This is a genomic window from Paenibacillus sp. Paensp111, assembly GCF_059492195.1.
On the sequence record NZ_CP168527.1, the window covers coordinates 3,450,126 to 3,470,650 of the forward strand.

General features: G+C 50.9%; 18 protein-coding genes and 1 riboswitch. Of the genes, 4 read left to right on the top strand and 14 right to left on the bottom strand.

Annotated features, from left to right (window positions below):
• Positions 1–3 precede the first annotated feature (3 nt).
• Positions 4–1,065, top strand: a complete 1,062-nt coding sequence (locus tag ACEN86_RS16210) for an NAD(P)/FAD-dependent oxidoreductase (protein ID WP_495631604.1) — start codon at positions 4–6, stop codon at positions 1,063–1,065.
• Positions 1,066–1,194: 129 nt separating this feature from the next.
• Here the strand turns inward: ACEN86_RS16210 and ACEN86_RS16215 are convergent, their stop codons facing one another.
• Positions 1,195–2,079, bottom strand: a complete 885-nt coding sequence (locus ACEN86_RS16215; protein ID WP_495631605.1) for a helix-turn-helix domain-containing protein — start codon at positions 2,077–2,079, stop codon at positions 1,195–1,197.
• 245 nt (positions 2,080–2,324) lie between these two features.
• Between ACEN86_RS16215 and ACEN86_RS16220 the strand changes: the two genes are divergently transcribed.
• The gene (locus tag ACEN86_RS16220) at positions 2,325–4,313 is read left to right on the top strand and encodes a glycoside hydrolase family 127 protein (protein WP_495631606.1); all 1,989 of its coding nucleotides are present in this window, start codon (positions 2,325–2,327) and stop codon (positions 4,311–4,313) included.
• Positions 4,314–4,415: 102 nt separating this feature from the next.
• Here ACEN86_RS16220 and ACEN86_RS16225 read toward each other — a convergent pair whose 3' ends face one another.
• Complete coding sequence (locus ACEN86_RS16225) at positions 4,416–4,670, bottom strand: YuzB family protein (protein ID WP_495631607.1); 255 nt, start codon at positions 4,668–4,670, stop codon at positions 4,416–4,418.
• Positions 4,671–4,749: 79 nt separating this feature from the next.
• Between ACEN86_RS16225 and ACEN86_RS16230 the strand changes: the two genes are divergently transcribed.
• Positions 4,750–4,995 carry a NifU family protein gene (locus ACEN86_RS16230; protein WP_068620113.1) on the top strand — a complete coding sequence of 82 codons (246 nt, stop codon included), beginning with the start codon at positions 4,750–4,752 and terminating at the stop codon, positions 4,993–4,995.
• Positions 4,996–5,124: 129 nt separating this feature from the next.
• Here ACEN86_RS16230 and ACEN86_RS16235 read toward each other — a convergent pair whose 3' ends face one another.
• The 8 genes from ACEN86_RS16235 to ACEN86_RS16270 form a co-directional block, all read right to left on the bottom strand.
• Positions 5,125–5,901 (bottom strand): SDR family oxidoreductase, encoded by a 777-nt coding sequence (locus ACEN86_RS16235; RefSeq protein ID WP_495631608.1) that lies wholly within the window; start codon positions 5,899–5,901, stop codon positions 5,125–5,127.
• A 280-nt stretch (positions 5,902–6,181) separates the two neighbouring features.
• Complete coding sequence (locus tag ACEN86_RS16240) at positions 6,182–7,042, bottom strand: MetQ/NlpA family ABC transporter substrate-binding protein (RefSeq protein ID WP_495631609.1); 861 nt, start codon at positions 7,040–7,042, stop codon at positions 6,182–6,184.
• Between the two features lie 59 nt (positions 7,043–7,101).
• Positions 7,102–7,770 carry a methionine ABC transporter permease gene (locus ACEN86_RS16245; protein ID WP_495631610.1) on the bottom strand — a complete coding sequence of 223 codons (669 nt, stop codon included), beginning with the start codon at positions 7,768–7,770 and terminating at the stop codon, positions 7,102–7,104.
• Complete coding sequence (locus ACEN86_RS16250) at positions 7,770–8,786, bottom strand: methionine ABC transporter ATP-binding protein (RefSeq protein WP_495631611.1); 1,017 nt, start codon at positions 8,784–8,786, stop codon at positions 7,770–7,772. The genes ACEN86_RS16245 and ACEN86_RS16250 overlap by 1 nt, the downstream gene beginning before the upstream one ends.
• A 78-nt stretch (positions 8,787–8,864) precedes the next feature.
• Positions 8,865–9,024, bottom strand: a riboswitch (SAM riboswitch).
• A 90-nt stretch (positions 9,025–9,114) separates the two neighbouring features.
• Positions 9,115–9,846, bottom strand: coding sequence for a Cthe_2314 family HEPN domain-containing protein (locus tag ACEN86_RS16255; protein WP_495631612.1), 732 nt, complete (start codon positions 9,844–9,846; stop codon positions 9,115–9,117).
• 27 nt (positions 9,847–9,873) lie between these two features.
• Positions 9,874–11,640 (bottom strand): UbiD family decarboxylase, encoded by a 1,767-nt coding sequence (locus ACEN86_RS16260; protein WP_495631613.1) that lies wholly within the window; start codon positions 11,638–11,640, stop codon positions 9,874–9,876.
• A 150-nt stretch (positions 11,641–11,790) separates the two neighbouring features.
• A complete protein-coding gene (locus ACEN86_RS16265) occupies positions 11,791–12,720 on the bottom strand; it encodes a COX15/CtaA family protein (protein ID WP_495631614.1) in 930 nt (309 codons plus the stop codon).
• 167 nt (positions 12,721–12,887) lie between these two features.
• The gene (locus tag ACEN86_RS16270) at positions 12,888–13,253 is read right to left on the bottom strand and encodes a thioredoxin family protein (RefSeq protein ID WP_495631615.1); all 366 of its coding nucleotides are present in this window, start codon (positions 13,251–13,253) and stop codon (positions 12,888–12,890) included.
• Between the two features lie 116 nt (positions 13,254–13,369).
• Between ACEN86_RS16270 and ACEN86_RS16275 the strand changes: the two genes are divergently transcribed.
• Complete coding sequence (locus ACEN86_RS16275) at positions 13,370–14,746, top strand: DUF2515 family protein (RefSeq protein WP_495631616.1); 1,377 nt, start codon at positions 13,370–13,372, stop codon at positions 14,744–14,746.
• Here ACEN86_RS16275 and ACEN86_RS16280 read toward each other — a convergent pair.
• The 4 genes from ACEN86_RS16280 to ACEN86_RS16295 all read right to left on the bottom strand — a co-directional run bounded on the left by ACEN86_RS16280 (position 14,743) and on the right by ACEN86_RS16295 (position 20,443).
• A complete protein-coding gene (locus ACEN86_RS16280) occupies positions 14,743–16,374 on the bottom strand; it encodes a putative polysaccharide biosynthesis protein (protein WP_495631617.1) in 1,632 nt (543 codons plus the stop codon). The genes ACEN86_RS16275 and ACEN86_RS16280 overlap by 4 nt on opposite strands.
• Before the next feature lie 47 nt (positions 16,375–16,421).
• On the bottom strand, positions 16,422–16,901 hold the full coding sequence (locus tag ACEN86_RS16285; protein WP_495631618.1) for a DUF456 domain-containing protein: 480 nt from the start codon (positions 16,899–16,901) through the stop codon (positions 16,422–16,424).
• A gap of 7 nt (positions 16,902–16,908) precedes the next feature.
• Positions 16,909–17,652: a Cof-type HAD-IIB family hydrolase gene (locus ACEN86_RS16290; RefSeq protein WP_495631619.1), complete on the bottom strand. Its 744-nt coding sequence runs from the start codon at positions 17,650–17,652 to the stop codon at positions 16,909–16,911.
• A gap of 709 nt (positions 17,653–18,361) precedes the next feature.
• Positions 18,362–20,443, bottom strand: coding sequence for a peptidoglycan D,D-transpeptidase FtsI family protein (locus tag ACEN86_RS16295; RefSeq protein ID WP_495631620.1), 2,082 nt, complete (start codon positions 20,441–20,443; stop codon positions 18,362–18,364).
• Between the last annotated feature and the right edge of the window lie 82 nt (positions 20,444–20,525).

The window sequence follows — 20,525 nt, forward strand, 5'->3', positions numbered from 1 at the left end:
AACATGAAACATTTTGTTATCCTGGGTGGAGGATACGGCGGAGTCACAGTAGCCAATACGCTGCTCAAGGGAAATATGCCAAGCGATATTCGCCTCACTATGATCGACCGGATGCCTTATCAAACGATGAAGACGGAATACTATGCACTTGCGGCCGGTACAGCCTCGGATGTAGAATTGCGCGTCCCCTTCCCCGTTCACCAGAATTTGAATATGAAGTACGGCGAAGTCTCATCTATTGACCTAGAGAACAAAAAAGTGATCATGGAGAACGATGACCCTGTGTACTATGATCAACTCGTTATCGCTCTTGGGTGTACTGACCGGTTCCACGGAATTCCGGGAGCTGAGGAATATGCCTGCACGATCCAATCCATGAGCGCTGTTCGTCAGACGTACCGTGAACTCAATGACATCAAGCCTTATGGCCGTGTAAATATCGTTGGTGGAGGCCTCAGCGGGGTAGAAATTGCAGCAGAACTCAGAGAGAGCCGGCCTGACCTGAACATCGCTCTAATTGACCGGGGCTCTCGTGTTCTCTCGGCCTTCCCGCCAAAGATGTCGGCCTATGTGGAAAAGTGGTTCCACGAGCATGATGTAGAGACCTTGTCCCACATCTCAATCTCCTCGCTGGAGCCCGGTGTGATCCACACGACAGGTGATGATATTATTTCAGATGCGACGGTCTGGACGGCGGGCATTCAGCCTGTTGAAATTGTACAGAAGCTGGAGGTTCCCAAAGACCACCAGGGCCGAGTGCTGCTTAATGAATATTATCAGATTCCTGAGCATCCTGAGGTGTATGTATGCGGGGATTGTGCAAGCCTTCCTTTTGCCCCTAGCGGTCAAGCTGCTGAGGGTCAAGGTGAGCAGATTGCCAACATCGCCCTAGCGCTATGGCGCGGCGAGACTCCTCGTCTGTCTCCGATCAAGCTGAAGGGCACGCTCGGATCTCTTGGCAAAAAGGCCGGCTTCGGTCTTATGGGCAAACGCCAGGTAATGGGCCGGGTACCGCGGATCTTGAAGAGCGGGGTGCTCTGGATGTCCAAGCACCATTTCGGATAATTCCTGAGGTATAACGAGGAATGGTGTTGTAAGATTTGCAGCTGTAAGATGACTTCTAATTTATTAGGGGTCATCTTTTTTTGATATCCATGGATTGAAGAAACGCCAAGCTGGCTGTACAAAAAAATTCTACCGTGAATGCCGCTGCCTATATCGAATTGGGGATACGCCATAGCGTTCAGCGAAACGGCGCGAGAAATACGGAGCAGTCTCAAAACCTACCTGTTCCGCCACAACCGCAACGGGCTGCTCCGTGCGAAGCAGCAGTAACCGGGCTTGTTCCAGCCTATATTCCGTTAAGTATTCCATCGGTGTCAATCCGTACACCCGCTTCATACAGCGGGTCAAATAGTTATAGTGAAAGTGAAGCTCTTCCGACAAAAGGGGGCCTGTCAGCAGTTCCTTATAATGGGCCCGAATATAGCTCTCCGTCCGCTCGGCAACCAGCGCCGCCGGGCTGCCTGACGGGTCTCGCTTCTGCAAATCCAGTGTGCGCAGCAGTTCTTCAAAGAGTCGTTGTCTCTCCCATACGGCGCTTAAACGAGGCTGCTTCTCCAACTGAAGCAATCGCTCCCCCTCCCCTCCTCCCCGTGGCGAAAGAGGGAATGTGCCGAATTGAGGCAGCCGGATTGTTACTGGCAGCGTACCGAACTGAGCCATATGCCGGTCACGATCCGCGAAGACGGGCTCGCCGCCTTTTACAATGATCCATTCGCCCACCGCCCGGAAATGAATCCATAGAAACTGAGTCTCTTCTTCACAGGGCTTAACCGAATAATGAAACCGGTCTGGAAGCAGCAGTATAGACTCTCCAGCACTCACTTCCCACCGCTTCTCCTCTTCACCTATGAACAGTGTCCCCTTCTCCACCAATATCAAATCAAATACTGTGATATCCCTGCGGTTAGGATGGCTATCACCTGGTGCATATATAGTTCTACCGCATTCCATGAAATAAGGAAACGGCGGCGCGGCCAAATAGATATAGGTCTGCTCTGTGTGTTCTGTCTCCATGCGTAACCTCTCCTTCTCTTAACGCTGGTGTCCAAGATCCACTACTCACTATCGAAACCCTTGAATTCTAATGTACCACGACTCCAGCACGAGTGTGAAATCGGACAAGAAATCGGGAGATTCTGTAGCTAACACCCTTAGATACTACAGCCTATAATGAGATTGTACCAGGATGAAATTATGCAACTCCGCCGAATTCTTCGGCTGTGAATGACCATCCATCATCTCGAAGGGAAGCGAACTTAATGAATCTATCCTCCACCAACAATCCAGCCATTGATCTAGCCTCCATACCGTCTACTGTAAAACTTCATGACGAATTCTGGTCGCGCTATATAGACCTCGCCAATGATGTGATCATTCCTTATCAGTATGACGCACTACATGACCGGGCCGCGGGTGCTGAACCAAGCGGGGCTGTCCGCAACTTTGAAATCGCCGCTGGCAGGACGAAAGGCGAATTCCACGGTTGGGTGTTCCAGGACAGCGACCTGGCGAAGTGGCTTGAAGCCGTAGGTTACTCACTCCAAATTCAGCGCAATCCCGATCTGGAGCGCCGGGCTGACGAGCTCATCGATCTAATTGCAGAGGCACAGCAACCTGATGGCTACCTCAACACCTATTTTACGATAAAAGAACCAGGGAAACGTTGGACCAATCTGATGGATTGCCACGAGCTGTATTGTGCTGGCCATATGATTGAGGCAGCTGTGTCTTATTATGAAGCGACAAGCAAGGATAAGCTGCTTGGGGTCGTACGCCGGATGGCTGACCATATCGATTCGGTGTTCGGCCCGGGCGATAACCAGCTGCGCGGCTACGACGGCCATCAGGAAATCGAATTGGCGCTGGTCAAGCTGTACAATCTGACCGGTGCAGAGAAATATTTAAAGCTTGCTGCCTTCTTTATCAATGAGCGTGGCACCGAACCGAACTTTTTACGTGCTGAATGGGAAGCGCGCGGTCGCCGGGGGCATTTCAATCCGCTGCCTGTAGACCGGATCGATCTTTCGTACAATCAGGCTCATAAGCCGGTGCGTGAACAGACCGAAGCATCCGGACACGCGGTTCGTGCCGTGTATATGTATACTGCAATGGCAGACATTGCCGGACTGACCGGAGACGAAGAATTGCTCCGAGCTTGCCGCACGCTGTGGCGCAATGTTGTTCAGAAGCAGATGTATGTAACCGGAGGAATCGGCTCCACTCATCACGGAGAAGCTTTTACCTTCGATTATGATCTTCCGAACGATACGGTGTACGCAGAGACCTGTGCATCGATCGGCCTTATCTTCTTTGCCCAGCGTATGCTTAGGCTTGAACCTGACGCTGAATACGCCGAGGTAATGGAACGCGCGCTATACAACAATGTCATCGGGTCCATGGCCCAGGATGGACGCCATTATTTTTATGTCAATCCGCTTGAGGTCTGGCCGCAGGCCTGCTCCCATAATCCGGGACGGGCACATATCGCAGCGGAGCGTCAGGCCTGGTTCGGCTGCGCCTGCTGCCCACCGAACGTAGTTCGCCTGCTCATGTCGCTCAATCGCTACATCTATACACAGCGTACGGATACGCTGTTCGTTAATCTGTACATTGGCAGTGAGCTAACAGCTGAACTGGGCGGTACACCCGTTCATATTAATCAACAATCAGACTTGCCGTATGGAGGAACAATCCGATTCGAAGTGAACCCCGAGGCTAGGGCAAAATTCGCCTTGGCGCTGCGGCATCCAGGCTGGTGCTCCGAGCTGAAGCTCTCGATCAATGGCACCCAGGTAGAGTTACCCGAGCTGCGGAATGGTTATGTTCTGATCGATCAGGTGTGGAACCCTGGCGACTTTGTAGAAGTTGAGCTGTGTGTAGAGACGCGGCTGGTCTATGCGGACCCGCGGGTCCGCGCCGATGCGCACAAAGCTGTCATCCAGCGCGGACCGCTTGTCTACTGCGCCGAGAGCATAGACAACGGCGATCTGATTGCCTCGCTTCGACTAAACCGTGAAGCCCGCTTCGCAGAACGGCCGCTAGAGGGTCTAACCAGCGGGGCCATTGCTGTGGAGACGGACGGCTCCCGAATTACGGTCGAAGATTGGGATGGTTCTTCGCTATATCGTACTGAACCCCCGCGCAGTGAATCCGCTCGAATTACAGCAATCCCCTATTATCTTTGGGGTAATCGCGGGCGCGGCGAGATGAGTGTATGGCTTCCGGTATCGGATGGAGCACCCTCGTAAGCGAATCACATCTGGATAAGAACAGAACAACCCGCAAGCAGGCACTTTATTAAGCGGCCTGCTTGCGGGTTGTTCGTTCAATACTTCTCAGTTACTTCCTGTTCAACCCAGATCAAGTTCGTTCCAGGCATCTATTTCTTTGATTTTGTTCATAATACGTTCGTACAGCTGCTCAGCGCTCTCAGCTTCTACGAATTCCCCGTTCACCAGAGCAAAGGGTGCCAGAAAGCATTCTCCGCAGTGAGTCAGGCACCCGTACTCCAGAACGTCATAATCCGGATTCTGCTCAAGCTTCTCCATGACTTCGTCTGTGCCAAAATGCATATTGTTAACACAAAATTCTATAATCGGTCTCATTCGGTCTGCCTCGCTTTACTAATGCCATTTAAATTTTATCTCATTTGTAATATAATATATAAGAAAGGAGTTGAGAAATATGAGCCAAAATGCACAAGATACTTTGTATGATGAAGTTCTGGAAGTGCTTGATAAACTTCGCCCTTTCCTGCAGCGCGACGGCGGTGACGTCGAACTCGTTGACGTGGAGGATGGCATCGTCAAACTTAAACTAGTGGGTGCTTGCGGCAGCTGCCCAAGTTCTACCATCACCCTTAAAGCAGGGATTGAACGCGCTTTGTTTGAGGAAGTCGAAGGCGTTCAAGAAGTTGTACAAGTATTTTAATTATACAGCGCAGCTATATGTTCAAAGCAGCTAGCCTCCGGGCTGGCACTTTCAGCAAGAGTCTTGACCAACCGGCATGCCGGGCGGTTCAAGACTCTTTTTCTCTGCTGGGAGCTGTATAGGATATGATTAAGTAGATGGTTTGATCCAAGGGCGGATGGGATCAAGTCCTCCTGAAATGTCCATAATATTCCCTGTGATAAAATCCGACTCGGGCTGGCACAGGAACGAAATCACGCGGGAGATATCTTCCCCGCTTCCAGGTCTCCCCCGTGGGGTCTCCCCATCTGCCTCTCCGCTGACCTCGGCAATCGATTTCTCCTTGTTCACACCCCGAATATCACCTGGACAGATCATATTGACGGTAATCCCGTAAGGCGCTTCCTCTACGGCCAAAGTTTTGGTAAAAGACACAAGCCCCGTCTTCGCAGCCGCATAAGCTGCCCGGTGCGGCCACGCCCTGGATTCAGCAGCATGACCAAATCCGAAGTGAATAATCCGTCCCCAATTCTTGCTCCGCATTCCCTCAAGCACCATATGATCTAGCAGCATCGGTCCCACCAGATTGCCTTCAATTAATGACAAAATTTCTTCTCTGCTGTATTCTGCAAACAATCGTCGTTCCCGGATAAAGGGCCCGGCATTATTAACCAGAATATCTATTCCACCAAGCTCTCTCTCTACTTCCGATACCAGCCTAACGATGTCCTCTGCACTTGATACATCCGCCTGAACGGCGATACACCCGACGCCTTTATCGCGGATAACCGCCTGAAGCTCGAGAGCTTCAGCTTCGCTGTGAACGTAATTCAGAGCGATGTGACAGCCTTGATCCGCCAAGGTGAGCGCCGTCTTCTTCCCCAAACCTTTGGCACTACCTGTAATCAGAGCAATTTTACCTTTCAAAGCGGATTCCCCTCCCAACAAGGCGTCAATCTTATCTCATACTGTATTTCACTTCAAGTATAAAAGATTTACTCATTCCCCACAACTTGATGAGCGAATCTGAAGGCTTGGTACTACGCTTCTACAGAATCATTCATAATCCTGCCTATGGGCAATTCTGAAGTTCATAATATATCGCAGCACAAAAAGAGCAGTTCCTCCATAGAAGGAACTGCTCTTGGATAACAATTTCACTGCTTAAAAACGCAGGGACAGTTGCTCCCTGGTGCATTTGTTCAGCTTAGAATGCTGGGACAATTGCACCTTGATACTTGTCTTCAATAAACTTCTTCACATCAGGGGATGTGAGGGCTTTAGCCAGCTTCTGGATAGCTTCTGAATCCTTGTTGTCAGGACGGGCAACCAGAATGTTGGTGTATGGTGATTCTTTATCTTCGATGAAGAGAGCGTCCTTGGTTGGAACGAGCTTCGCTTCAAGCGCATAGTTTGTGTTGATCAGGGCCAGATCCACCTCGTCAAGAACACGCGGTAGCATAGCAGCTTCAAGTTCTTTGATCTCCAGGTTCTTCGGATTGGTAGCAATGTCTTTCACTGTCGCATTGATTCCCACGCCGTCTTTCAGTGTGATCAGGCCATTCTTGGCAAGAAGCAGAAGTGCGCGGCCGCCGTTAGTAGCATCGTTAGGGATAGCTACTTTTGCACCGTTAGGAATTTCATCTTTAGTCTTGTACTTTTTGGAGTAAGCACCGAATGGCTCAACGTGAACGCCAACAACACCTACAAGGTTAAAGTTATTCTTTTTGTTCTGATCGTCAAGGTACGGCTGGTGCTGGAAGAAGTTCGCATCCAATTGCTTCTCGAACAACTGAGTATTTGGAAGAACATAATCCGTGAATTCTTTAACTTCCAGATCCACGCCTTCTTCTTTCAGCTTTGGCTTGATGTAGTTAAGAATCTCGGCATGAGGAACCGCCGTTGCCCCTACAACCAGCTTAACTGGTTCTTTTGCAGTGTCAGTTGTCGCAGACCCATTGCTGCTTGTATCCGAAGATCCCTGGCTAGTCTCTTGTGGTTTGCTGCCGCAAGCTGCAAGAACCAGTACGAGTGTGAGTAGTAGAAAAGCTGTTGACCATTTTTTCATTTCCAGACCTCCAATATGTTTTTTGAATAAGGATGATAATTTATATATTTAGACTTTCCTTATTTCCTTGTATAATGTGCAACCAGACGGTCACCAATCATTTGAAGCAGCTGAACGAGTACGATCATGAGAATAACCGCCACGATCATAACTTCCTTCTCGTACCGCTGATATCCATAACGGATAGCCAAGTCCCCTAGACCGCCACCGCCGACCATACCCGCCATCGCGGTATATGAGACCAGCGTGACAACCGTGATGGTCATTCCGGCGATCAGACCCGGCATAGACTCAGGCAGCAGGACCTTGCGAATAATCTGAAACGTAGATGCTCCCATGGAGGTCGCTGCCTCAATTACACCGCGGTCCACTTCACGAAGCGCTGTCTCCACGAGCCTCGCGAAGAAAGGAGCTGCCCCGATCACCAGTGGTGGAATAGTTCCCTCAACTCCAATGGATACACCAAAGATAGAACGGGTAATCGGAATCAACGCCACGATAAGAATCACGAAAGGCACGGAGCGCAGAATATTAACCACGAATGATAGAATCCGGTATATGAATCTGAGCAGAGCCGAGTTGGACCGGGCTGTGATGAACAATAGTACACCCAGAGGAAGGCCTATAATGAAAGTTAGTAGTGCTGATGCGCCGAGCATCTTGAGTGTATCTATAGCAGCTTGACTCATCTCTTCCCAGTCAACCATTGAGAAATCAAGTCCCCACATCAGTTCATCACCTCCACATCTAGATTCCGTTCTTGCAGCAGGGTGATTGTCCGGTTAATATTTGAAGCTTCCCCTTCAAAAGAGACTAAAAGTTGGCCATATGGCATGTCCTTGATCGTAGATATAGTTCCCTGCAGGATGGCAAAATCCACGCCTGTCTCACGCACAATTTGCGAGAGCAGAGAATCATAGGTCTGAGCCCCAAGGAAAGTAATCTTCACCTGCTTGGAAGATTCGGAATTTGTCGTGGACAGCGCCAGCTTAAGCGCATCCGCTCCAGTCGATTCCCGGTTGATGAACTCCCGGGTTACCTGATGCTTCGGCTTCAGGAACACCTCAGTGACCGGCCCCTCTTCCACAATCCCGCCCGCATGAATGACCGCGACCCGGTCACACACACTCTGAATGACATGCATTTCATGGGTAATCAGCATGATGGTTAGATTGAACTTACGGTTAATATCCAGCAGCAGTCTTAGAATAGAATCCGTCGTCTGCGGATCGAGCGCCGAAGTGGCTTCGTCACAGAGCAGCACATCCGGGTCACTGGCCAAAGCTCTTGCAATGCCTACCCGCTGCTTCTGTCCGCCTGACAGCTGAGCTGGATACTTGTTCTTATGATCCTCTAATCCAACCAGCGCGAGAAGCTCGCTGACCTTCTTCTTAATGTCCGCCTTGGGCGTGTTCGTTAACGTCAATGGAAAAGCGATATTGTCATATACGGTGGCAGAAGATAGAAGATTAAAGTGCTGAAAGATCATGCCGATTTTACGGCGATGCTTCTGAAGATCCCCTTTACCGAGTGCGGTCAGGTTAACTCCATTCACCCATACTTCGCCTGAAGTAGGGCGTTCCAGCAGGTTAATACAGCGGATCAGCGTACTCTTCCCTGCCCCTGAATGACCGATTACGCCGAAGATTTCACCCTTCCCAACCTGGAGATTCAGCCCGGATAGCGCGGTCGTGGACTTCTTCTTCGTTCCGTACTTCTTCGTCAATTGTTTTAGCTCAATCAAAGCTTCGATCCTCCTCTATATCACAAACGAAAAGAGCCCTCAGCAGAATTGTAGGGCTCTCGTAATTGAGACTTTGCCTTCTCATCTGCCAGAATCGTAGCAAGCTACGCTCCTGAAGGATTTAGCACCATGTCATTTTAGCTCAACTCACTCAGGTTCTACAGAACTTGACTGAATTGTGCACAAAATCGGTTGCCGGGCTTCATCGGGCCTGTCCCTCCGCCACTCTTGATAAGAATTATGAAATTTTTCAATCGTAAATTGAAATCTTTTCTGAAACTGATTCTCAGTATAGTGGCTTTTATACCGTTTGTCAAAGACAAATTATTCATTTTTGCATATTATTCCGATTTGATTGGTTGCTTATATAAAACTTGGTATATTCAAAGGCCGCGTGAAGGGATTCCAGCACCACCTGATAGCTTTGAGTAAGGTCTGCCAGATACTCATCCAGGTTCTCCAGTTCAAGCCTGCCCTGCATCGCCTGATGCTTGTGCCACAGATCATCCTGCAGCTCCGCATTCATGTAATGGATCTCCATGTTCCGTCTCCGGCGCAGGCGGGAGATATAGTCCTTGCGATGCTCATGAATCGACAACAGCTTGTTCCCAAGGTCACTATGTACTTTCAGATCATGCAGCTGACGGAGCACCGTGAAATAGGAGTAGTGCGGCTTCACTTTGGCGGTATTCAGTTCATACAGCTCGTTAAGGAGGGTCCCCAGCTTGTCCAGCAGGGAGAAGACCCGAATGAACGCGTCTTTGTAGAAATACACATAGCGGGCATAGTCCCCCTTCTCATCAGGACCCATGTCGTTCATGAACCGGGTATGGACTCTTTTGCGGAAAAAAGTCGCCGCATAGGTACACTGTTCCAGTTCATCGATCGATGAGATCAACCCATACGTCCAGACCTGCAGCTTGAAGAAATCCTGCTTCTGCTCATGATGCTTGTCCATGATCTGCTGGAACAGTCCAGCCGTACGTGTCATCGCTTCCAGCGTGTCCGCGAACAGTCCTTCATTCTTCCGCGGCGGTTCTCCCAGGAGACTGCGCAGCATAGGATCCCTCCTTTGTTGTTCTAATTTTTATGCAAAATAACTCTTCCAACGCTGATCCACCAGCTTCACAATATCTTCTCTAGGGAACAGTTCATCCGGATAGCCAGGTTTCATCCGGGCATCAATTACGATAGGCAGACTGTAGGCCAGGTGATGCTGACGTACTTCCGCATCCGCATAGATATCCGAAGCCGGATTGAACCGAGTGAACACGGTCCACGTGAAGGCGTTGGAGTTCTTCGCCACTTCCCGGGCGTGATCCACCAGAACCACTAACGGCCAGGCGGTTCCCTTCTCCCTGAGCCGGGCGAGCAGCCGGACCGGAAGCTCCGGTTCCTGTTCATATGAAGCACCGGAGACCACGAGGCAACCATCGTGGAACACCGCTATTTCATCGATTTCGGCTATTTCGCCTTCGTTATATTCGCGCGGGAGCTCACGAACCGGATCACCCACGCCGATAAGAATCGCTTTGCTGCCGTGATTCAGCTTAAGGCCCGTATAATCAAGCGTATCATTGGAGGTTTTATTAAATATAAATAAATCCGTCTGCGGATTGAAGCGTTCCAAGATCGTCTTCAGCGTAATCTTGATATCCGCCAAATCCACAGAGACATTCGTAAGCATCAAGAATTTAGTCAAGGACAGCTGGCCCTCACCGAGAATCCGGAAGCCGGCAACCAGAGCTTCCCGGGAGTAGCTCTCCCGGACCACCGCGGAAGCCAGGGCGTGGAAGCCGCTCTCGGAATACGTCCAGAGCGACCGGACACTTGGCATAACGACAGGGAAGGCCGGCGACAACAGCTTTTGCAGGAAGTCTCCGATATAGTAATCTTCCTGCCGCGGCTTACCCACGATCGTTGCCGGATAGATCGCATCCTTGCGATGCCACATATGGCTGACCTTAAGCACAGGGAACTCGTGCTGAAGGGAATAGTAGCCGAAGTGGTCACCGAACGGACCTTCAAGGCGCCGCTCATGCGGAGGGACGAACCCTTGAATCGCGAACTCGGCTTCAGCCGGAATCCGGTGGCCGCCCATCGGATTCACCGCCATAGGCAGCTTTTCTCCGAGAATAAAGGACGTAACCAGCAGCTCCGACACGTGCTCAGGCACAGGTGCGATGGCGCCGGCAATCAGGGCCGGAGGACCGCCGAGGAACACCGATACCGGCAGTGCCTCGCCGCGCTTCTCCGCTTCATGGTAGTGGAATCCGCCGCCTTTCTGAATCTGCCAGTGAACCCCTGTAGTCTGGTCATCATAGACCTGAATCCGGTACATCCCCAGATTATTGTCCTTGGTCTGTTCCGGATTCTCGGTATATACCAGCGGAAGGGTCACGAACGGCCCTCCGTCCTCCTGCCAGCTTGTCACCTTGGGCAGATCCGCAAGTGGACGATCCGTGCGGCATACCTGCAGAATGGGCGATTCTCCCTTGGGTACTGTTTTCATACCTACCTTTAACACTTCCCGAATTAATCCGCGCTCATTCCACAGCGCTTTGGGAGTTGGTGGCAGCAAGGTGTTCATGGCTCCAACCAGACGGTTGGCCAGCTGCTCCGGTCTCGGCCCGAAGGCCATTTCTACACGGCGCGGAGTGCCAAACAGATTGGTCACGACCGGAAAAGGCGTCCCTTTCACATTGGTGAACAGCAGGGCTGGTCCTCCCTCTTCAATTACCCGCCGGTGAATCTCGGCAAGCTCCAGATAAGGATCAACCGGCACATCCACTACGGCCAGCTGCTTGTCCTTGCGAAGAGCCTCAATCCACTGCCTTAAGTTCCTGAACCCCATAAGACGATACCTCCTCTAATAATTAAAGCGATTCTCCAACTCCTAAACTTATGTAAAGCCCCGCAGCAATGCGGAGCTTTGGGTCAAGACCATATTACTTTACTTACTCTACTGAAGATTACTTCCAATCACTATGTCTTCCTATGTCCGTTAAGCCTTGGTTCTGCTGAGCAGCCAGGTTCTGACACTCAGGTAACTCAGAACGCCGAACAGACATGCCAGGACGAAGATATGGGACAGGGAAGCGAAGATATACATACGCGGATTGGTCAGGTTCAGTACGAGAAAAGCACCTGTGAAAATTTGAACGATAACGAGCACAGTTGCGGCTACGCCAAGCGATCTGATCTCCTTGTTACCCGGATGCTTCCGGTAAGCAAAGTGGCCGAGAATCCCGATGACGATGAACAGCGTCATAGCGCCCAGTCGGTGAATGAAGGCGATAGCCACACCGCCCGTAAGCTCGGGAATCACTTGCCCGTTACACAGCGGCCAGCCGCTGCAGCCTCCGGCTGAATTCGTATGACTGACATAAGCGCCCAAATACACAACGATATAAGTATAACATGCCGCGAACCACACCAGGTTGCGAAATGCCTTGGTTACCCGGCCGGATGGAAGCTTCGGCATATTGGCTTCTTCCCGTTCCTGTTCCCGCATGCCGAGGGCAAGCATCAATGAGCTGGCAAAAGCGATCAGCGAGAACCCGAAATGAAGAGCCATAACGGCAGAAGATTGAGAGAACACTACTGCAAAAGCGCCCATGATGGCCTGGATGACAACGAAGATCAGGGCGAACAGGGCGTACAGCTTCAAGTCACGCCGTTCCTTGCGGTAGATCATAAAAGCAACAAATGCCGCCAGGGCAAAAAGTCCCGCGGCCCCGCTTACCGCTCTATGCGACCATTCAATCAGCGAAGACAGCGTATGAGCGGGCACGAACTTGCCGTTACAGAGCGGCCATTCGCGGCCGCAGCCAAGGCCCGCATCCAGCTTCGTTACTGCGGTCCCGCCCAGAGTAGCCATCAGCATCACAAAGCTTGAGGCATAACTGAGCCATTTTAGACGTTTGGTATTCAAGATTTCCTCACCTGCTATATATTAATTTAATTTGAGCCATTCGGATCGGCTCTTTCATTATAACCGATGGGTATGTACATAACATAAGTCACTTGTGACAAAATGTTCAAATCATAACGACGGCGCCACCCATTTAAGGATGACGCCTGTGATCTTCATTATTGCTTTTAATTCTCTTTGCGTTCCGCCGTATCGTGAAGCGTGCGGTATACATCCAGGGCTTTGTTCAGGAAGTCTTCAATCTCTTCGCGGGATTTACGCGCTTTGTTGACGAAGCGGACCAGCTCGCGTCCATCAGTATAGGCAACGAAGCTCGGAATACCCAGAATGTTCTGCTCCTGGCTTACGTCTCCAACCTTGTCCACATCCACTTGGAGGAACGTGATGCGATCCCCGTATTTCTCCTCAACTTCAGGCATGAACGGATCGATGAATTTGCAATCTCCGCACCAATCGGCTTTGAAGACAGCGACAACCAAATTACTGGACTGTGTTTCAACCGTGAACGCTCCTGCAGATGTTACTTCTTTCATGAGCTTCATTCCTTTCCTCTAGTTATCTCTCTTAGTCAATCAAAATGAAGAGTGGAAGTCAAACTTTTAGGCCATAATTGAACTAAAATCTTCTTTTCTTACGAAAGAGAGGAATCATGATGAACGAGCCTCTTAAGCAGGATGGGGCCAAGCCCCCCGGTCTTGCCGCCGTACTCAAAGAAATGCTGTTCTCATTCCCCTCCATGGTGAGTGAGGTCGTGAAGAGCAAGACGGCGGGAATTGCTGCTTCCTCACGCCTTCGCGAGGAGCGGGTGAGCCTGGACTGGAACGAGGCCTCGGCCCGGACTGTCTATACAGAAATTGAAGACCTGCTGCGCCGCAGCAGCCAAGGCAGAAATATAGACGAGCACCTGGCCGTGTCCCATTTCCCGGATGGACTAACCCCAGCTGATCAGGACATCATCCAGGAGATTGAGGATGCGGTCAGCCGCAGCAATGTCAGCAATCTGACCCGGACTGAAGCCTACCTCAAAATTTATCAGGCATACCCTGAGCTTCATTGGTCCTTCCTGGCTCATATGGTATCCCGAAATGCGGGCTGGAATATGAGTGATCTGCGCGGCGGCCAAATGTACCCTCTGCTCAGCGAAGCCAGCAAGGAAGCCACGTACCGGTTCCTGGAAAGATGCAATGCGCTCATATTTCAGGACGCATATCCGCAGCTTCTCCTGTATAGGAAGAGCCGGGAAGTCGGCTCAAGCCTTTTTCACCTGCTTCCTTATTTCCACGTCTCCCGCTTCATGCAGCCTTTCTGGGAACGCTTCTGGCTGGAACGCGGCAGTGCCCTGCTTGCTGTTGGGCTGATCATCAATGAACAGAATTATATTGAGACCAGGGTGGTTAGACATCCGTACTTCCAGAGCCGGGTGACGGACAAAGCCAATTTCCACCTTCATAGCTGGGCTGGACTCAATCAGATTATTTTCCCTTTGCTTGAAGAGGAGGATGTGCAGATTAAATCTGGCGTGGAAGGATCTAGCTCTGAATCGCTGTGCCTCGAGGGCCGAATCCCCCGGCTTGCGGGCCGGATTCTTGGGGATTTCTCAAGCCTGAGTGCACGCATCACATTCGGCAAAAGCCTCTATGCCCTGCTCTTCGGCCTGACCTCCCTGCGCAAAGGAGCGGAAGCCTTCGCTTCGCGTATTCCGCATACCGGCTCAAGGGCCGATTATTGGCCGGGGCTCTTCACGCCGGACAAAGAAGAAGCCCTGTCCACTGGATTAGAGGGGACAGAGCTTCTTGAGGAAGGGAGTCTTCCTCTGGACAAGCGCTTATATGCGCCCAAGCTGCTTGATGCCTGGGGTGACACGAGCTATGAGCCGATCTCCCGTGAGGACTGGATGCAGGATCACAGCGCTCTGGACGGGCTGAGCAAGCCACAGCAGCCTTATTTGTGCGATATCAGCTTTGAGCATCGGCTCGGCATTATCAAGACGGCTTTCGCCCATGATGCCGCGGGCACCGTGCATTAGTTAGCCGAGGTACTGGAGCCTCGCTGGAGTCTCATCAGCGGGCGGAGTACTTTTTGCAGCACTCGTGGGTAACTACCCAGCTCATCTCTGCGCACAACACGCAGGATTACCAGCATCACAGGGTATAGGACCAGAACAGCCACACCGACCAGGCAGCAGGCCAGGAAGAAGCCGATTCTCGGGTGCATGAAGGATGTGGTAAGATCGCCCACATAATTCAGTCCGTAACCGACACCGAACAGGATAACCACGGTCAGTAGGAAGCCTATCCAGCGTCCGCGCATAATTTCGAATGAGACCATTTGTTTCATGGAACGCAGATTAAGAAGGGTAATGACCAGGAAGCAGATCCCGGTAGCCCCGATAATTCCATAAATCCCGAATACCGTGGCCAGCGCGAAGCTGGCGACCAGCTTGACGATAATGCCTACAATGACATGACCCATCGATAAGTTCACCTTGCCAAGCCCGATCAGGATGGAGCTTGTGATGGACATCGTAATCTGGAAGATGGTTCCCAAAGTCAGCAGGCCAATAATCCCGCTGCCCTCCAGGCTGCTGAACAGCAGACCGTTCACGGAGTATGCCGCTGAACACAGAATGATGACAAGGGGCATGCCGGTCAGAATCGACACGCGCATAGCCAGCGTAATCTGACGCTCCAGATGTGGACGGTCTCCCCGGGCAAAAGCAGCCGCGATGACCGGCAGGAGCGATGCGCTGAGCGCAATGGACAAAATCGGCGGGATCCCTGCGATACTCTGAGCCCGGCTACCGAGGATACCCAACGTATTTGTAGCGGCCAGGTTGCCCATCTGATCGATCAGAAGCGGCTTGACCAGGGTTGAGTCAATAAAGTTAATAGCTGGAACAGCCAGAGATGAGAGCACAATTGGAATCGAGAGCTTGAAGATATCTCGGTAAATACGCATCAGCGGGATCTGCTCATCCCCTGCGGACAGATCCTCCAGCTGCAGCTTCCGGTCATCCCTGCGCATCTTGATGGAATACCAGATCATAATGCCGAAGGCAGATATGCTTCCGAGCACTCCCCCGAAGGATGCCCCTGCGGCCACCCATTCATCTGTATAGTTAGCATGAAGAAGGAAGAAGGCAAGTCCAATCCCGGTGATGACTCGCAGCACCTGCTCCATAATCTGGGATATCCCGTTAGCAGCCATATTGCCTCTTCCCTGGAAGTAGCCTCTCATCATGGCTATTGCCGGGAAGAGCAGCAGAGCTGGAGCTATTGCCCGAATCGCAGGAGTAGCCTCGGGCTGCTTTGTGTAGTTCGCATAAATGGGTGCCAGTACGTAAAGTAGTACCGTCATAACTACACCAATAAATACGGCGAAGATCAATGCAGCCTTATAGACTCTGTTCGCTTCTCCCGGGCGCTTTAAAGCATAGCGTTCCGAGACCATCTTACTTAGAGTGCTTGGAATTCCTGCCGTCGCGACGGTCAGTAGCATTAGATATACAGTATTCGCCACCGTGTAAGAGGCGTTGCCGACCGCTCCAAAAATATGCTCAAGCGGAACCCGCTGCACCAGGCCGAGGACCCTTGCCACCAACGCGGCGGCCGCTAGGATCAACGTACCTTTTATAAATGATTCTTTCTTAGCCAAACCCATTTCCCTTCTTTCTCATGATCCAAGTCACAGCATTAACTTTCTTAGGCAATCCAGATAAAGAACAGGATAATCATTACAATCTCAAGGATGGTCTTGACGACCATACTGCTGAATAGCCCCACAACCGAGCCGACCCCGACCTTAAGTGATTTTTGAAAAGAGGAGCCTGCCAGCAATTCTCCTGCCACTGCACCGACAAACGGTCCAATAATCAGCCCGAACGCGGGGATCACAAAAGGTCCTATGATCGCACCGATGGTACTTAACCATACGGACGCTTTGCTTCCGCCAAACCGCTTAACGCCCCATGCGCCAACCGCATAGTCGGCAGCCAGCAGCACGACGACGATCAGCGTCTGTATCGTCCAGAATCCCCACCCGAAATGCTCAAAGGTGAAGAACCACCCATACACGAGAAAGGCTGCGTAGACTGCAATAACACCAGGCAGGATGGGAACTACTGCGCCCGCCAGCCCGACGATGAACAGACCGATAACCAGTATCCAGCCAAGGATGTCCATTCAGGTATCACTCCTCTGTCAAAATAAACTTCCGGATCACTTCTGCAATTCCATCGTCATTGTTGGATGAGGTTACGTAATCCGCGTTCTCCTGAACGGCAATCTGCGCGTTCCCCATGGCTACGCCGAGCCCAGCGGCCTGGATAGCCGCCAGATCATTCAGGCTGTCGCCTACAGCGATCACCTGTGACATGTCAAGTCCTAGCAGTTCGCACACGGTCTTGATCCCCGTGGCTTTGTTCACACCCTGCGGATTAATCTCGTAATTGTACGGTGACGAGTTCGTGATCTCCAGGCCGCCCATCTCCTGAAGCCTCATTAGAATCTTGTGGCGCAATTCCGCATCTTCGGTATGGTAACCGAACTTAATCCACTGGTTCGTATCCAACAGTGCTGGGTCCCAGTTCTTCTCATTATATGTACCCTCAACGGCATACGCCCAGAACCAGACACCATATTCTGCAGCAATCGTATGCATCCTGGCAATGAGTTCTTTATCAAACAGCTCTCTGCGATATAATTCGTGGGGTGTCTTCCAGACCTCACTTCCATTTACAGTCACCATCGGCGTCTGCAGCCCAAGCTGATCCCCGAAAGGCACAGCCTCATCAAAAGAACGTCCTGTAGACAAACAGACATGAACGCCTGCAGCCGTCGCCTTGCCAATCCACTCCGCTGTTAGCGGTGAAATCTCATGGTTGTCCGTCAGTAAAGTTCCATCCATATCGAGTGCAAGCAGTTGGTATCTCATCCGTTCACCCTCCATCTTTAATCTATATAAGCTGCACCTTGAAATTTTAACATTTGAACGGTTGTAACTACAGGGAATGCTTGGACTTTCGGCCGCTGTTATCCCCAGATTTCTTGATGTATACCCTCTTAGCGGTGAAAATCCGGAGACAAAGGCGGTCGCTGGCGCTCCTGCAGTTCCAGGTTTCCTCTCCGTCACGCCCTTCAATATGTTAATTTTAAAGTGCACTATATAATTCTCTGTATTTACTCTTACACATATCTTAGTCATTCTACCACAGGTCCAACTGACCAACAAAGAACTCCAGCCACAACCAAATAACCGCGCTTCGGCCTTGATGGCTGAAACCCGGTTACTTGGGATTTAGATCTATTCTAATCTTGCTACTGCTCATCCTGCCAGCACTATGAACGCCAGAACACTAAGTGTAATTTTGGCCCGCTGCAGCGGACTCTTCTTCACTTTAATTTCCATGGGGTTACCCTCCTTCATATTCAACAGCTATAGTTGCTGAGCACAAAATTTGCATCAAGATAATAAAGTTTCCTTAATGCAAATTTTATGCTAAATAAGGCCGATAAGCAAGGGGAATCTTCCCCCTACTTTGAACATAACCAGCCTAATTTTGAAGAATCGCATGCTGATTATAATAAAGAGACGATCCCGACAGGCTGTAAAAGTCTGGTCAGGATCGTCTTCACGTTAAACCTTATCGGGTTGTTCCTGCTGCTTGGCCCGTTGTGTCAGCCGCTGTGCCAGCTGCTCCATCCTCAGCTTTCTTCAGCGTTTTCTTCGGAACCCCGTCCAGGCCATACTCCATGTCGTAAGCGTCAAAGATCTTCCGGGCGACCGGAGCGGCGCTTTGGGCTCCGAATCCGCCCTCTGGAATAACAACCGCTACCGCCAGCTTCGGATTATTCCGGGGAGCGAAGGCGATGAACACCCCGTTATCGACAGGTTTTCCGCCAACACTTTGGGTCGAGGTCCCTGTCTTACGGGCAAAGTCATACGGGAAGTTTTTAAAGACGTCGACATCGGTTGCCATCCCTCTTATAATTTCATTCCAGTAAGAGTCCTTGAATTTCGCTTCACCCAGAACCTTTGGCTCGAGTTTCTTCACAATGTTCCCTTTGGCATCCTTGATCATGTTGACCAGATGCGGCTCCATTCTTTTCCCGCGGGAAGCCAGCATGGCTGTATACTGCGCAAGCTGCATCGTTGTATACTTCCCCTGCTGTCCGAAGGAAGCATAGGCAAGCCGGGATAATACGGTTTCCTTCTCATTCGTATACTCTCGGAACCCGAGATATTCATTAGGCAGATCGACCCCTGTGGATATACCGAGACCGAACTGCTTCATATATCCGTCCCACTTATTGATCCCTTGCTCCCCAAATTTCTTATAAAGTCTCTCTCCGACCATATCGACCATGAATGCATTGGAGGAGTGATGGATCGCATCTGCGGGACTGTTAAAATAACCATATGCGCGACCTTGGGAGTTCTGGACTCTTGATGAGTCATTCTTACCGAAGGTCGCGTAGCCCTTGTCGTAGTATGACGTGCTGGTCGTGAACAATCCCTCATTCAGGCCGACTAGGACGGACAGCGGTTTGATCGTAGAACCAAGCAGAACTACTGATTCGGGATGTTGACCCTTCTGGCCGGAGCCAAAAGAGCGGATCGTCCCGTTCTGGTACACATTCTTGATCTTGTCATAGTTATCACCGGAAATCCCCCCGGTACGCCATACATTCGGATCATAGTCTGGCATACTTGCCATGGCGACCACATTTCCTGTATTTACTTCCATGGCTACCGCGAATCCGGTTCTGGCATTCGCGTGATATTTCCCGCTGACCGGATGCGTGTGCAGCCAGCTCAACTGATCCATAATTGCATTCTGCGCAGCCAGCTGCACATCGCTGTCGATGTTCAGGTAGAGGTCATGCCCTTTCTCCGGCGGGGTCACGTCAGCCACGCCGCTAGCCATGTTCCTCGGATCAACCGAGACGCTCTTGAATCCGTTTCTCCCGCGCAGCTCGTCTTGATACCGATACTCCAGCCCGTCAAAGCCGACATCCTCCGTATCCGTGTACTGAAGAGCCGGATCTTCCGCTCTGCCGGTCTTCTGTTTATAGAAATCCAGGCTGGTCGATGCTCCTTTGAATTTCTTGATATAACCCACGGTCTGAACTGCAAGTCCATTCACGCCATCCTTCGGATCGGTGTAGTAATTGCGAATACTCTCCTCTACCACATCGATCCCAGGATATTCAGACTTATGTTCCATAAAATAAGCGATTTCTTTATTGGACAAGCCCACCTTCAGGCGGCGAGGTGTAAAGCCCCCGCTAAGGCGAGACTTGAGATCCATTGCTTCTACAACCTGATCACTCGTCAGTTTCTCGCCGCCCTGGTCCCCCAGTTCGTTGAACTTGGCGACCAGCTTCTTCGCCAGCACCTTCGCATTTGCTTCATTATTCCCTGTGTACTCATTCGTCAGGGTCATATACAGCGATTGAACAGGGGTGGAGTAAGCTAATTTGATACTCTTCCGGTCGTAGATCGTTCCCCGGATTGGAGGCAGCGGAACATCAATAATATTGGGATCTCCTCCCTGCTGCTTAACGAGCTTGGGACCTTCTACAAATTCCAGAACAGCCAGACGGATAATAATAATCGTAAAAATAACAAAAGAACCAAAGAAAAACAGGTTCAGCCGCTTAATCAGATCTCTCTTCTTAAATGCTTCTTGTTCCTGCTCATTGGGATTAGCATGTACACGCATAGGACTCGGGGACACCTGCCTTGTCATTAAAGGAATTATTTACCTTATTATCATATACATCATCTTCCCGGTAAAGCAAATA

Bases quoted from the DNA above. Each gene is read 5' to 3' on its own strand.
- ACEN86_RS16210 (WP_495631604.1), top strand. From the start codon at position 4: ATGAAACATTTTGTTATCCTGGGTGGAGGATACGGCGGAGTCACAGTA.
- ACEN86_RS16215 (WP_495631605.1), bottom strand. From the start codon at position 2,079: ATGGAGACAGAACACACAGAGCAGACCTATATCTATTTGGCCGCGCCG.
- ACEN86_RS16220 (WP_495631606.1), top strand. From the start codon at position 2,325: ATGAATCTATCCTCCACCAACAATCCAGCCATTGATCTAGCCTCCATA.
- ACEN86_RS16225 (WP_495631607.1), bottom strand. From the start codon at position 4,670: ATGAGACCGATTATAGAATTTTGTGTTAACAATATGCATTTTGGCACA.
- ACEN86_RS16230 (WP_068620113.1), top strand. From the start codon at position 4,750: ATGAGCCAAAATGCACAAGATACTTTGTATGATGAAGTTCTGGAAGTG.
- ACEN86_RS16240 (WP_495631609.1), bottom strand. From the start codon at position 7,042: ATGAAAAAATGGTCAACAGCTTTTCTACTACTCACACTCGTACTGGTT.
- ACEN86_RS16245 (WP_495631610.1), bottom strand. From the start codon at position 7,770: ATGTGGGGACTTGATTTCTCAATGGTTGACTGGGAAGAGATGAGTCAA.
- ACEN86_RS16255 (WP_495631612.1), bottom strand. From the start codon at position 9,846: ATGCTGCGCAGTCTCCTGGGAGAACCGCCGCGGAAGAATGAAGGACTG.
- ACEN86_RS16260 (WP_495631613.1), bottom strand. From the start codon at position 11,640: ATGGGGTTCAGGAACTTAAGGCAGTGGATTGAGGCTCTTCGCAAGGAC.
- ACEN86_RS16270 (WP_495631615.1), bottom strand. From the start codon at position 13,253: ATGAAAGAAGTAACATCTGCAGGAGCGTTCACGGTTGAAACACAGTCC.
- ACEN86_RS16275 (WP_495631616.1), top strand. From the start codon at position 13,370: ATGATGAACGAGCCTCTTAAGCAGGATGGGGCCAAGCCCCCCGGTCTT.
- ACEN86_RS16285 (WP_495631618.1), bottom strand. From the start codon at position 16,901: ATGGACATCCTTGGCTGGATACTGGTTATCGGTCTGTTCATCGTCGGG.
- ACEN86_RS16290 (WP_495631619.1), bottom strand. From the start codon at position 17,652: ATGAGATACCAACTGCTTGCACTCGATATGGATGGAACTTTACTGACG.
- ACEN86_RS16295 (WP_495631620.1), bottom strand. From the start codon at position 20,443: ATGCGTGTACATGCTAATCCCAATGAGCAGGAACAAGAAGCATTTAAG.